Here is a 14,230-nt window from a genome sequence, read left to right on the forward strand (position 1 = left end):
TTGTAGTTGTTGGGTTTTGCTTTCGCTAACCCCAACCTACACAATCTGAAAACCCAACATCACCGTCAATCTGCGTGCATCTGCGGTTAAAAATCACAAACTTAGCTTCTGGCAAAAAATCTACTCTTTAATTCAAAACTCAGGGGGGGGACAGGAAACCGTTAATCAACCCCCCCTATCCTCCTAAGAGGCACCGCCCCTACAACTTACTTAGCCGGGCCCACAGCCTCGATCGCATCCTCCAGGGCGATCGATACATGAGTCCAATGAGTCCCCCCCTGACAAAAAGCCACGTAAGGCGGACGCAGAGGCCCGTCAGCCGAAAACTCCGACGTACTCCCATCAATAAAAGTACCCCCAGCCATCACTAACTGACTTTCATACCCGTGCATCGGAGCCGGCACCGGATCTAAATAGGAACCGACGGGGGAATTTTGCTGAACCGCGCGACAAAAAGCAATTAACTTATCAGCAGAACCGAATTCGATCGCCTGAATCACATCTCGTCTTCTAGCCAAAGGCATAGGATTCACTCGATAACCCAACTTATAAAAAACATAAGCCGTCAAATGATTTCCCTTCATCGCCTCGCCCACACAACCGGGAGCCATAAACAAACCCTGAAACAGCAACCGATTCAAATCAAAAGTTGCGCCGCCGCTGCTGCCAATTCCCGGCGCCGTCAAGCGACAAGTTGCCGCTTCTACCAAATCCGCCCGGCCGGCGACGTAACCTCCAGCAGGGACGATCGTACCCCCCGGATTTTTGATCAAAGAACCAGCCATCAGATCCGCACCCACAGCAGTAGGTTCGCAATCATCAACAAACTCCCCGTAACAATTATCAACAAAGCAAATTGTGTTAGGATTCTGATGTTTGACTATGGCGACGATTTTTTCAATCTCAGAAATAGACAAACTCGACCGCCAAGAATAGCCGCAAGAGCGCTGGATAAAAACCAGGCGAGTCTTTGCTGAAATAGTAGAGCTCAATGCCTGCCAATCCAAACTTCCTTCGCGAGTTAGAGGCAACTCACGGTAACTAATGCCAAACTCAAGCAGTGAACCTTGACCTTGCCCCCGCAAGCCGATCACTTCTTCTAAAGTATCGTAGGGAGAACCAGCCACTGCCAACATTTCGTCACCAGGACGCAGGATGCCAAAAAGAGCACAGGCGATCGCGTGAGTACCCGAAACAAACTGTACCCGGACAGCCGCGGCCTGGGCCCCTACCACTTCGGCAAACACCCCGTCCAAAGTCTCCCGACCCAAATCATCGTGGCCGTAACCCGTAACCCCTGCAAAATGGTGGACTCCAACCCGGTGGCTGCGAAAAGCTTTTAAGACTCGTTGAAGATTTTGCTTGACTGTAGTGTCAATACCAGAAAAAATCTGAAAGAGTCCCTGTTCTGCTTCCTGTAGCCGTGAAACGCTATTCATCTATACCTCGCTCACCCTTTGCGTGCGCGCTGTTCATTATGGCGTAGATGCGGCCCCTAGTTTGTAAACATAATATATTCATGACGATTGCAACTTCCAAAAAAACTTCTCCTGATTGGCCTGTCATAGGCTTTATGGCCTTTCTGCACATCGGTGCTTTATTTGCTTTGCTGCCGGGTAATTTTAGCTGGTCTGCGGTCGGGCTAGCAGTCTTCCTGCATTGGGTAACAGGTGGTTTAGGAATTACTCTCGGATATCACCGCCTCGTCACCCACCGCAGTTTTCAAACACCGAAATGGCTAGAGTATTTTCTAGTTATTTGCGGTACCCTTTCCTGTGAAGGTGGCCCGATCGACTGGGTAGGAATGCACCGGTTACACCACATACATTCCGACACCGAAACAGATCCCCACGATTCCAATCAAGGCTTTTGGTGGAGCCACATGGGTTGGATGCTCTCGGATCTCCCGATCAGAGTTGAAATCCCCCGCTTTACTAAAGACATCGGCGACGACCCAGTATACAAGTTTCTCCAAGCATATTTTATCCCCATCCAAGTCGTCTTCGGTGTGTTGCTTTATTTATTAGGCGGCTGGTCTTTCGTGGTTTGGGGCGTGTTTATGCGGATCGTGGTGGTGTTCCACTGCACTTGGCTGGTGAACAGCGCTACCCACAAATTCGGCTACCGCACCTACGAGTCGGGCGATCGCTCGACCAACTGCTGGTGGGTTGCCCTCCTTACCTACGGCGAAGGCTGGCACAACAACCACCACGCCTTTCAATACTCGGCTCGCCACGGTCTCCAATGGTGGGAAATCGACTTCACCTGGATGACAATTCAACTGCTGCAATGGCTGGGTTTGGCAACCAAAGTGAAATTAGCAGAAAAATAGCGATCGGCAATTAGTCATTGGTTGTCGGTCATCAGTTCTGGACTAATGCCTCGTGACCAATGCCTAATCCTGTTTTTGCGATCGGATACAGGTTGGGTTGAAGTAACCTCGCATCCTCTGGTGCGATCGACCCAACCAAAACCAGAATCAGTTATAATATAATAGGGAAGAAAAAATTTTGTTTGGCAGCCAAATTTTTAATTTTCAGAATACTACCGTAAATTTTTTTCAATTCTCATCCCAAATCTATCATTGATTCTTTATTAGTTTGGGCAAGAGTGCAGCAAAAAAGTTCACGGCTCAATCCAAACTATTATGTGTGAATCCCGGTCGGCATCTCATCAGAAATCAAAAAAAGAATGACAATAGCAACGCAAGAAAAACTCCAATACAATTGGAAGCACGTTATTAGTTTAGCAGGACTTCATATCGGCGCTTTGTTCGCCCTGCTACCAAGTAACTTCAATTGGACAGCAGTTGGTTTAACAGTATTCATGCACTGGATAACCGGCGGTTTGGGAATAACTCTCGGATGGCATCGTCTGCTCACCCACCGCAGTTTTCAGACACCAAAATTCGTAGAATACTTTCTAGCATTTTGCGGAGCCCTTGCCTGTCAAGGAGGAATCATTGATTGGGTTGGACTGCACCGATTGCACCACACCCACTCTGACCAAAATGCGATCGACCCTCACAATGCCCAAAAAGGTTTTTGGTGGAGTCACCTCGGCTGGATGCTATATAAAGGTCCAGCTCACGCTGAAATTGCCCGCTGTACAAAAGACATTTCGAGCGATCCATTTTACCAATTTTTGCAAAATTACTTTCTCCCGATGCAAATCGTCTTTGGCGTCTTGCTTTACTTAGCAGCAGGCTGGCCGTTTGTAGTGTGGGTAATTTTTGTACGCTTAGTTTTGGTGTATCACTGCACCTGGTTTGTTAACAGCGCCACTCACAAATTTGGCTACCGCACCTACGAAACCAAGGATAGTTCTACTAACTGTTGGTGGGTGGCTGTCCTGACATACGGCGAAGGCTGGCACAACAACCACCATGCTTTTCAATACTCTGCGCGTCACGGGATGGAATGGTGGGAAATTGACTTCACTTGGATGACAATTCAAGTTTTGGAAGCACTAGGTTTGGCTACTAAGGTGAAATTACCAGCCAAGTAGCAGTATGGGGCATGGGGCATTGGGCATTGGTAACAACTCACAAATAACCAACTGCCAACTGCCAACTGCCTAATGAGTCCGTTTTTGCTCGCCCCGGCCGCGCAAATATTCCGCTAAAAACGCCAATCCTCCCGAACCTACTATCAACAGCACGCTCAAAGCATTAATATCCGGTTTTACTCCTGTCCGAATTCGGCTAAAAATTTCCATCGGCAGAGTTGTAGTCCCGCTACCTGCAGTAAAACTCGCAATCAAAAAATCGTCCATGCTGAGGACAAAAGACAAGAGACAACCTGAAACAATTCCGGGTATTAATTGAGGGAGCAAAACCTGAATAAAAGCTTCAACCGGCGTTGCACCCAAATCCAAGGCAGCCTCTTCTAAATACGGGTTTAAATCGGCCAATCTAGTAGAAACAGCTAGGGCGATGTAAGCCAGACAAAACACAACGTGAGCGGCGACAATCGTCCACAAACTCAGAGGAATAGCTAGCGCCGCTAAAAATACCAGAGTAGCAACTGCGGTAGCAATATCTGGAATAATAATCGGCAAGTAGGAGACTCCCTGATATAAACTCTTGCCAGGAAAGCGGTAGCGGGCTAAACCAACGGCCATCAAAGTGCCGAGTACCGCAGAGATTGCCACTGCACAAACAGCCACTGTTAAACTGTTTCTCAGGGCAATTAAAATCCGCGTATCGCTAAATAATTTAACGTACCAATCTAAGGTAAATCCTTCCCACCCGGCACTAAAACGCGATTTGTTAAAGCTGTAAAAGGTGAGTACCAGGATGGGCAGGTACATATAAAAAAACATCACAGCGGCAAATATCACCTGCCAAGAAATCTTAAATTTAGGTTTTAAGTACATATCGGCTTGTATTTCCTCCTGTGGATTTTCGGCGGTATTTTCCATGTCTCGGTAATCGGTAATTGATAATTGGTAATTGGTTGTTGTCAGTTGTTATTTGTGAGTAGCTACGAATAAGGAGTAACTAATGACTAATGACTCATGACTAATGACTTCTTTAAATGGCATTACGATCGCCATATTTGAGCAAAAGGGCAATTCCGATACTTACTGCAAAAATCAATACCATACTCAGAGCCGAACCCAGCCCCCAATTTTGAGTCGCCCCCAAAAACTGATTGTAAATCAAACGAGCCGCCGTCATGCTCGAAGCTCCACCGAGCAACTCCGGATCGACAAAATCGCCCAAACAGCTAATAAATACTAGCAAAGAACCCGCAGCAATTCCGGGCATCGTCTGAGGTACTGTCACTTTCCAGAAAGTTTCCACTGGATTGGCGCCCAAATCCTGAGATGCTTCTAGCAACCTGCGGTCTAACTTTTCCAAAGATGCGTAGAGAATTGTCACGATATAAGGCAAATAACTGTAAGCCATGCCGATTAGAACTGCGGAACTTTGATTGAGCAATTCCAGAGGAGGAATGCCTAGAAGTGCCAGCAGCGAGTTGAGAACCCCCGTAGGACGCAGAATTGTAATCCAAGCATACGATCGCAACAGCGAAGAAGTCCACAGCGGCAACACAAAGCCTAACAAAGTTAAATTCCGCCACTTTTTCGAGACATTGAGGGCGATCCAGTAAGCGACGGGAAATCCCAGCAGCAAACACAGAATAGTAGTCCCCGTTGCGAAAAAGAGCGATCGACCCATCACCTGCAAATTCAGCGGCTCAAACACTCGCAGGTAATTACCAATTCCCGAAGGATTCACCAAGTCTCCCGGCTTAATATTCGGCACCAAACTAAGCTGAAAAATCACCAAAGTTGGTATGACTAATAATAAAAGCAGCAACAGGCCCGAAGGGCCCAGCAATGCCAGTGGCCCAGCCCACGCCGCCCACGGGGAAACAGTTTCAGCCTTCAAAGAAGAATTGGGAGGAATAGGAGGGGGAGTTCTAGTTGAAACAGCCATAAATAATAGTTTGGAGTTTTGAGTTTTGATTTGTAAATACCGTAGGGTGCGTCGCCATTTTACAATCTGCAAATCAAATCTAAAATCTGGCAGCGACGCACCATACCAGATGTCGTAAGGTGCGTCGCCATCCTACAATCTGCAAATCAAATCTAAAATCTGGCAGCGACGCACCATACCAGATGTCGTAAGGTGCGTCGCCATCCTACAATCTGCAAATCAAATCTAAAATCTGGCAGCGACGCACCATACCAGATACAAGGGGCGGGTGTCACCAACAACAATCTACCCTTAAAATAAATAATCTCCTAAACCCGCCCTCCACTCCACGGTAAATCGAAATCTACATGAAATTTATGCCCAAAATAAGATTAGCCGCTGGTTAATTGAGTCCAATAGCGATCGTACACGTCTATAAATTTTCCTACCGGAGCAACACCTTCGCAATTTTTCAAAGTTGCCTCCGAAGGGAAAAGAATTTCATTTTCGCGTACTTCCGGCGTCAGCAAACTAAAAGCATCTTCAGAAGGAGTTGAGAAACTGAGCCGTTCTACTAAAGAAGCAGCGACATCCGCTTGCAGCATAAAGTTAATCCACTTATAAGCTGCTTCTGGATTGGGAGCACCTTTAGGAATTACTAAAGTGTCAGTCCACAGAGAAGAACCGCTTTTTGGCACAACATAGCGCAATTTGTCATTATCTGGAATTACCTCATTAGCATCAGAAGAATAACACATAGCTACCTTCAAATCCCCCGTCAGCATTTGTGGCCGCCAAGCATCAGTGGTAAAAGATGCGATCGCCGGTTTGAGTTCAACCAACTTTTCATAAGCTTGTTTCACTTGCTCCGGGTTCGTAGAATTGAGAGAATAGCCCAACATCCGCAACGCAGCACCCATAACTTCTCGAACATCATTTGCCAGCGTCATTCGCCTTGCTAACTCCTGTTTGTGCTGCCACAAATAGTCCCAATCTTCAGGAGCTTCTTTGAGCTGTTCGCTGTTGTAAATTAAGCCTGTGGTTCCCCAACTCACAGGGACGCTGTAGCGGTTTCCTGGGTCATAGACGGGGTTTTGGAACTGTTTTTTTAGCCGATCGAGTCCGCCCAAAATCGAGTGGTCTAATTGGCTCAACAGCCCCAGTTCCGTCATCTGAATCACCATGTAGTCAGACGGGTAAATGACGCTGTAGGCGCGGGCGCCACCGGCTTGAACTCTCGCCAGCATCGCCTCATTGGAGTCAAATACGTCTGCAACCACGCGAATGCCTGTTTTTTCGGCAAAGCGATCGAGCAAAGCGTTATCGGTATAGCCTGCCCAAGTATAGATGAAAAGTTGGTCGGCAGAACCTTTGACGGGAGGAGCAGATTGTACGTCTGCAAGTCGCCAGCCGCAACTCGAAACAGCTAACCCTGAAATTGTCGCCGCCGAATTTTTTAGGAACTGACGGCGTGTAGAATTAGCCGGAAAAATCCTGGAAATTGGTAAGTTAGTCGGAGGCACAGTTCGATTTTAGATTTTAGATTTTAGATTTTAGATTTGGAGATTGAAGATTGAAGATTGGGGAATTGGTAATTAAGAATTGGGAATTGTCCTATGTTATTTGTTAGGAGAACCAACCACCAACAAATAATCAATGACTGATGACTGATGACTAATATCAACTACCAACTGCCAACTGACTAATTCCGATCGCTCAAAGCGAGACAATCAGTAGTTCCCCAATAAGCATAAATCGGCGTGTGCGGATCTGGGAAAGAGCCGCCTGTATTTGGCTGGCGCACCGTAATTTTATCGCCCGAAGCCAACTCAACGACGTAATGAACGTGCGTGCCCATGTACATAGTATTTTTGAGCCGCCCTTCAAAACAGTTGACCGACACTTCCGGCTGGTAGAGATTCAAATATACTTTTTCCGGTCGAACGCTGACCACAACCGAGTCGCCTGTGACACCATTCCACATATCCGACTGCTGAACGATTATTTTCAGATTGGCTGATGTGCGAACTGTGATAGTCGATCGGTCGATCGATTCTACCGTACCCGCAAACAAATTCGTATCCCCAATAAAATCCGCCACAAAAGCCGTCTGCGGACACTCATAAATTTCTTCAGGAGAGCCAATTTGCTCAATCCTGCCCTCGTGCATCACCGCAATCCGGTCAGACAGACTCATCGCCTCTTCTTGGTCGTGAGTCACCATCACAAAAGTCAAACCCAATTCTTGATGCAAATTCGACAGTTCCAACTGCATCTGCTTCCGCAACTTCAAATCCAGAGCACCCAGAGGTTCGTCCAGCAGCAAAACCGCCGGTCGATTTACCAGAGCTCTCGCCAAAGCCACCCGCTGCTGCTGGCCGCCCGACATTTGACCGGGAAACCTGTTGGCGAAAGATTCCATTTTCACCAATTGCAAAACTTCCCGTACCCGTTCTTCAATTTCTGCTTTCCCCAGCTTTTTGATCCGCAATCCAAAAGCGATATTGTCCCAGACATTCATGTGTCCGAACAAAGCATAGCTTTGAAACACAGTATTTACCGGACGGCGGTAAGCTGGAGTGTTGGTCATCGACTGGCCGCGAATCATTAATTCGCCAGCCGAGGGAGTCTCGAACCCAGCGATTAAGCGCAGCGTCGTAGTCTTGCCGCAGCCGCTAGGCCCGAGGATGCTAAAAAATTCTCCTTGGCGGATGTTGAGGTCTACTCCGCGGACTGCGGTTTCGCCGTTAAATACCTTAAATACCTTGCGGAGTTCAACGTCAAACGCTGTATCCGCTGCTGTCGTACCTTGGTTGAGTGCTGTCTGAAACATATTCGCCCTTTCCTGGGGGTAATGCACGCCACTTAAATACAGTTTAAGTTTAGACTTTTTTGTATTTTAGGTGAGGAATGTTGGATGTAACAGGTTTTGGGATTTGTTCTTTAAATTCTATCCCAGAGTGCACCATTGTCCGCAACAGGCAAGATGCCTGTTCCACAAAGAGTGAATTTTCTCGCTTCACAGGCCGAAAAGCCTGTTCATAAAAGCCTTATTGAGAATGGTGCAACATCGAGGAGCGACTGGGCATCTATTTATTCTCAGGACTTGGCGTGGGAGATGGTTTTTGCGGTTTCTCTGTTTTGGGTGCTTCTGCTTTTTTCCACTCTGACAAAGGTCGCTGGACGGCATTTTTAAAGTCAAAAGGCACTAGCAGCACGGGCAAATTTTGGGCGGAATTTTGAGGGGGCGCTTCCGGCGGATTGGCTTGAGCGTACAAGAAGCGGCCGCTAAAGTCTGTTTTGCCTAATACTAGGCGGTGAGTTTCCTGGTTGTCCAGTTTTACTGTGACTGTAGCTTGGGGTTGGTCGAGACCGAATTCTGGCAGTTGAGCAGCAGTAATATTAATCGTGCGATCGCTCTTTCCTGTTGCCAGCCTGTCTAGCAAAAAATCCACCGATGCTTGACTTGCGTGTGCTTGCACTGGCAATTTCATTTCCCAGCTAGACTTGCCTCCTTTTGTAGCATAAACTCGCTCAAATGTCAAGATGTTTTCGGGAGTTTTGACTGTAAAGAATTGTACGCGATCGGAGTTAAAAGCAAAAATTTTCTGTTTTTCTTCCTTAGCGGCTTCCTGTTTCGGAGACACTTGCATCTCGAACAAAGCAACCAACCCAGTCATGCTAAACGCGACGGCTATCAATACTAATGTATTTTTCTGCAATTTCATAATAACTGGGAATTGGGCATAGGGAATTGGGCATTGGCCCGCGCAGGGCATTGTTAATTGCTAATTGCTAATTTCTAGTAAATAACCAATGACTAATGACTAATGACTCTTCATCATCTTCTCTTCCACCAGATAGCGCCGCCAATTAAGAGTCCGAGTAAAGGCCAAATTAGCCAAGCTAACACCAGCAATCCTACTTGGAGGGCAGTCATGTTAATGCGGCGGTTGGTAGCTTTTTTCGGACTGATAGAAAAGCTTTGCTGGTCTGGTTTACTCAACCAACTGACTGAATTGAGAAACACGTCGCTATTGAGTTGTTGGTCAAACCAACCGTTAGTCACAAATTGAGATGTGCCAATTACTACCATTCGCGATGTTTTTCTAGGAGTTGAAGGCGCAGAAGGAGTTGCGGTTGGACTGGGAGATGCTGTGGGAGATGCTGTGGGAGATGCTGTGGGTGTTGGCGAATTCGTCGGTAATGCTGGAGGCGTTGCTTCTTGCGAGACAATCACCGAATAGCTGATTGGAGAAGCTGTTGGCGAAGTTGTCGGCGATGGTGAATCTGTCGGCGACGGTGAATCTGTCGGCGACGGTGAATCTGTCGGCGATGGGGAAGTTGTCGGCGATGGGGAAATTGTCGGGGAAGTTGTCGGCGACGGTGAATCTGTCGGCGACGGTGAATCTGTCGGCGATGCTTGGGGTGAAGGCGAGGGGGAAGTTGGTGTTGGTGAAGGTGAGGTCTTTAAGGGAGTGCTGTCAGTGGACGATCGAACTAAAGCTACACCTAATAATAGCGGGCCTTGTCGATCGGTCTTCTGATCGAACTCCAATTTCTTAGTCGTCAAATCGCTTTCCGCCCAACTTTCCTGACTCGTCCAAATCAGCGGTTTTGCCTCTATCCCTTCTACTGGCGAGGTTTCCAAAGCACGCGCAAACGGATAAAATGAAATGCCGGCACCAAAACTTTGAGTAATCGGATGTTCGCCGTAACGCCTGACTGTGGGAACCGTGGGGCCCAGGCCAAATCTTTGACCAGTGCCCGAAGCATCGATGGCCAAACGGGCGTCTAGTTTTACGCCCCATTCTTCCAGCAATTTGCCCAATCCCGTATCAATTGCCGGGTCTACCATTAACAATAAACTGCCGCCGCGATCGAGATAAGCTCTTAGTGCTTTAATTTCTGTATCGGAAAACGGTTTGTCCTGGCCGGGAACGATTAAAGCATCTGCATCTTCTGGCACTTCTTTGCGTTCGGTCAAATTCAGGGTTTGGACGTTGTAGTATTTATCTTTCAAAGCTTTTTCAGCTTGCTGAATTCCGCCTTGACCTTCCTGTAGCGGGCGGGCTCCTTTGCCTTGCAAAAAGTAAACTCTAGCAACGCGAGTGCTCAGGATTTCTTCTAAGCCATTGGTAAGTTTTATCTCTGAAAGACCTTGATTTGGGTCGCTACCAAAAGCGGTGCCACCTTTTTGCAGTACCTGTTTTCTGTCGCCGGATTGCAGGTAAACTTCTCCGATGCTAGTAATACTAAATTCCCGCGCTTTTCCAGGTTGGGTCTGCGGGTCAACAAACTCGAATTGGAACTTTTCGCCTCCCTCGCGTTTGTAGCTTTGCAGCAATTCTTTAATTTGGGGATTTTGGATGGGGTCAAATACCCAAACTTTGACTGTTTGTTGCAGGTTTCGCAGTATTTGTTGAGTCTGCGGCGCAAGGGTAAATTGTTGGCTTTCGGTTAAGTCGATGCGGACGGGATAGCGAACGGCTATGAAGTTAATTACTCCGAGTATCACAAAGACGGCGAGGGTAGCAATCAGGGCGTTGGTGCTGGCTTGGGTGGAACGCTGCCCCCAAAAGCTTTGTTCGTAACTCAAATATAGCAGCCAAAGGGCGATCGTCACTGCTCCGGCAATAACTAAACCGACTGTCAGCGGGTCCCATACTCCAGATACAACTGCTGCTGTTACACCCGCTGCGATGAGGAGGGGGCCCAGCAAAAAAACGTATTTCCAATTTGTTTTCCTAATTTTCATAATGTAAATATTGAGTGACAAAATTATGGTTGAAGGATGTTATTCTATATCGCATTAGCCTGCAACCATGCTGTTAAATCGGATGGCTTGTTGAAATCGATCGCGGCATCTCCTAGTTCTTCTAATTCCTGTATACCTAATTGACGGATGCTGTTTTCAGTTTCCGGTTGTATTGTGCCTAATCGCTTCACTAGCTGACGCAATATTAACGAGAGTTGAGCGGCTTTTGTCACCTGTTCTCTTGCTACATCTATGGCAATCTGCTGGTCTTGAATCCACAGTTCTTGCTTCTGCAATTCATTTAATTCTTCCTGAGTGAAGTTTGCCTCGCTGGCAATTCTAAAAGCTTTCTGAATTTCGGGAACTGCACTGAGTGTTTCTGGTACTGTCTCCAGAGTGCTGGTATTTTCTAGAAAGTAAATCCATCGATCTGCGGTTGTTTCTAATTCTGCTAATTCCTTGCTAAATTTTGGCAGTTCGATAAATACTAATTCTATTTGAGTATCTGGACACTCAAACTGTTGCTCTTTTTCTTGGAAAACAAACCGCGACATAAATTCCGGCTGATTTTCAAACATTTCAAAATCCGCAATTTTTAAGGAAATTACTGTTTTTAGTCTTTCGTAGCGTTCTTTTCCTGTTAATTGCTGGCTGTAACTTTTGGCAGCGTTGTACAAAACTCTGTTCCCAAAGGAAGGCACGTTTATCAGTTGAATTTCAACAAGGGCGATTCTGCCGCCGTTAATTGTGGCTTTGACATCTAGGTGTGTGTCTTGGGTTGCGAGAGTTTGAGGTTCTGGTTGGGAGTCGATTATTTCTAAGTCTTCGATGACGGGCTGTGCTTCATAAAGGATGGCGTTTAAAAAATTAATCAGGATGTCTTTGCTGTCGCTGGAACCGAATATTTTTTTAAACGCGAAGTCGATTTTTGGATTGATAAATCTCATTGTTTGAGGTGTTTTGTAGAAGGATTCACAGGGAAAAATAACCTGCAATTTGCTTTTTACTTGTCTTGACTTATGCACAAATAACCTGCTCTGTCTCTGTCTTGCCTAATGTTTTTAAGAACGCTGATATCGCAAGGCATCGATGGATTGGGCGGTCAGAAATACTCCTAAAATGATGTAACTGGCAAACATAATTAAACTGCTGCTGTCAAAAACTCCCTTGACAAGATTGGTGTAATTTGTTAGGAGCGACAAATGTCCTAATGCTGTTCCGAAGGGGCCACCGATACTGACGGCGACTGCATCGATCACCCAGAGAAATAATACTAGAGTGAAGGTGAGGATGGCTGATAAAATTGTGCTGTCGGTGAGGGAGGAAATAAACATTCCGAGGGACAATACTCCTGCTGCTAGTAAGATTAAGCCGCCGTGTCCTAGCAGAAGAACTCCGGGGGGTACGGGTGGGGTTGAGGAACTGAGGACGATCGCCTCGCAAAACAGCAGCGGCAGCAACATTGTGGTATAAAACGTTAAAACTCCCAGGAGTTTGCCGGTAGCAACTGCCCAGTTTGTTAAGGGCGATGTTGCTAATAGTTCTAAGGTGCCGCGTTTGCGTTCTTCTGCGTAAAGTCCCATTGAGAGTGCGGGCAGTACGAACAAGGAAAGGGAACCCATGATTCGCAGGAAGAGTTGCAGGAATTCGTAAGCAACGTCGATGGGAGGTTCGGTAATTCCCATTTGGTCTCGCTGGCCGATTTGGGGAATTAACCCGTCGGGGGCGAGGAGGATGGCTATTAAAAAGTAGCCGGTGATTAGCCAAAAGACTGCTGCGATGGCATAGGCTAATGGCGAGGCAAAATAGCTTTGTAGTTCTTTGCGGTAAATTGCGACAATATTACTAATCATTACTAACATTTAGGAATTGGGAATGGGTAATTGGGCATTGGTAATTGGTTCATTCTGAGTCGCCTGCGGGTGGTGTTTCACTGCTGTCGCTATCCTGTTCCTTTCTTTCTATTTGTCGCTTTTTGGTAACAGGTGGCTGTTCGGGCCGAGAATCGCTACTCGGTTGTGGCTTTTTTTTAATTTGCCGATTTTTTACAACTGGTTGGGATTCTGGTTGAGAAGGTTGGCTCGACTCTGGTGCATCTACAATCGGTTCAGGTTCTAGTGGAGAAAGTTCGATCGACTTTGGTGCATCTACAATCGGTTCAGGTTCTAGTGGAGAAAGTTCGATCGACTTTGGTGCATCTAAAATCGGTTCAGGTTCTAGTGGAGAAAGTTGGATCGACTTTGGTGCATCTACAATCGGTTCAGGTTCTAGTGGAGAAAGTTGGATCGACTTTGGTGCATCTACAATCGGTTCAGGTTCTAGTGGAGAAAGTTGGATCGACTTTGGTGCATCTAAAATCGGTTCAGGTTCTAGTGGAGAAAGCTCGATCGACTTTGGTGCATCTACAATCGGTTCTGATTCTGACTGAGAAAGTTGGATCGACTTTGGTGCATCTACAATCGGTTCTGGTTCTAGTGGAGAAAGTTCGATCGACTTTGGTGCATCTACAATCGGTTCTGGTTCTAGTGGAGAAAGCTCGATCGACTCTACTGTTTCGACAATCGGTTCTGGTTCTAGTGGAGAAAGCTCGATCGACTTTGGTGCATCTAAAATCGGTTCAGGTTCTAGTGGAGAAAGTTCGATCGACTTTGGTGCATCTACAATCGGTTCTGATTCTGGCGGAGAAAGTTCGATCGACTTTGGTGCATCTACAATCGGTTCTGATTCTGACTGAGAAAGTTCGATCGACTCTACTGTTTCGACAATGAGTAGATTTTCGACAATCGGTTCTGGCTGAGAAAGTTCGATCGACTCTTGTTTTTCTACAATTTCCAGAAAATCTGCCACTGGTTGCATTTCTGGTTCTAAATCGCTTATTTCCTCTGGTGTTTCTGCAACTGCTTGGGATTCTGGTTGAGAAGGTTGGCTCGACTCTACGGTTTCTACAACTTGCAGATTTTCGACTATCGGTTCTGGTTGAGGATGCTCGATCGACTCTTGCCTTTCAACAATAAGTAGATTTTCGACAACCGGTTCTGGTTGAGAAG

At 46.6% G+C, this 14,230-nt stretch carries 11 protein-coding genes and 1 pseudogene; 2 read left to right on the plus strand and 10 right to left on the minus strand.

Going from position 1 to position 14,230, the window contains the following annotated elements:
• Positions 1–206: 206 nt before the first annotated feature.
• Positions 207–1,439, minus strand: a complete 1,233-nt coding sequence (locus QUA50_RS19705; RefSeq protein WP_333266041.1) for a methionine gamma-lyase family protein — start codon at positions 1,437–1,439, stop codon at positions 207–209.
• Between the two features lie 80 nt (positions 1,440–1,519).
• Between QUA50_RS19705 and QUA50_RS19710 the strand changes: the two genes are divergently transcribed.
• Entirely contained in the window at positions 1,520–2,332 is an 813-nt protein-coding gene (locus QUA50_RS19710) for an acyl-CoA desaturase (protein WP_333266042.1), read from the plus strand.
• Between the two features lie 359 nt (positions 2,333–2,691).
• Complete coding sequence (locus QUA50_RS19715; RefSeq protein ID WP_333266043.1) at positions 2,692–3,507, plus strand: fatty acid desaturase; 816 nt, start codon at positions 2,692–2,694, stop codon at positions 3,505–3,507.
• Between the two features lie 69 nt (positions 3,508–3,576).
• On the opposite strand, the gene QUA50_RS19720 is transcribed toward QUA50_RS19715, so the two are convergent.
• The 9 genes and pseudogenes from QUA50_RS19720 to QUA50_RS19760 all read right to left on the minus strand — a co-directional run.
• Positions 3,577–4,422, minus strand: a complete 846-nt coding sequence (locus QUA50_RS19720; protein ID WP_333266045.1) for an ABC transporter permease — start codon at positions 4,420–4,422, stop codon at positions 3,577–3,579.
• Between the two features lie 112 nt (positions 4,423–4,534).
• A complete protein-coding gene (locus QUA50_RS19725) occupies positions 4,535–5,446 on the minus strand; it encodes an ABC transporter permease (protein ID WP_333266047.1) in 912 nt (303 codons plus the stop codon).
• 371 nt (positions 5,447–5,817) lie between these two features.
• Complete coding sequence (locus QUA50_RS19730) at positions 5,818–6,948, minus strand: spermidine/putrescine ABC transporter substrate-binding protein (protein ID WP_333266049.1); 1,131 nt, start codon at positions 6,946–6,948, stop codon at positions 5,818–5,820.
• A gap of 179 nt (positions 6,949–7,127) precedes the next feature.
• Positions 7,128–8,258 (minus strand): ABC transporter ATP-binding protein, encoded by a 1,131-nt coding sequence (locus QUA50_RS19735; RefSeq protein ID WP_333266051.1) that lies wholly within the window; start codon positions 8,256–8,258, stop codon positions 7,128–7,130.
• A 256-nt stretch (positions 8,259–8,514) separates the two neighbouring features.
• A complete protein-coding gene (locus QUA50_RS19740) occupies positions 8,515–9,153 on the minus strand; it encodes a DUF4340 domain-containing protein (RefSeq protein ID WP_333266052.1) in 639 nt (212 codons plus the stop codon).
• A gap of 113 nt (positions 9,154–9,266) precedes the next feature.
• Entirely contained in the window at positions 9,267–11,183 is a 1,917-nt protein-coding gene (locus QUA50_RS19745; protein ID WP_333298840.1) for a Gldg family protein, read from the minus strand.
• Positions 11,184–11,227: 44 nt separating this feature from the next.
• On the minus strand, positions 11,228–12,130 hold the full coding sequence (locus tag QUA50_RS19750; protein WP_333266062.1) for an Rpn family recombination-promoting nuclease/putative transposase: 903 nt from the start codon (positions 12,128–12,130) through the stop codon (positions 11,228–11,230).
• A gap of 114 nt (positions 12,131–12,244) precedes the next feature.
• Positions 12,245–13,045: an ABC transporter permease gene (locus tag QUA50_RS19755; RefSeq protein ID WP_333266064.1), complete on the minus strand. Its 801-nt coding sequence runs from the start codon at positions 13,043–13,045 to the stop codon at positions 12,245–12,247.
• Positions 13,046–13,085: 40 nt separating this feature from the next.
• Positions 13,086–14,230: pseudogene (locus QUA50_RS19760) on the minus strand (ATP-binding cassette domain-containing protein); the annotation flags it as partial.

This window comes from Microcoleus sp. M2_D5 (assembly GCF_036701935.1).
GTDB lineage: Bacteria > Cyanobacteriota > Cyanobacteriia > Cyanobacteriales > Microcoleaceae > Microcoleus.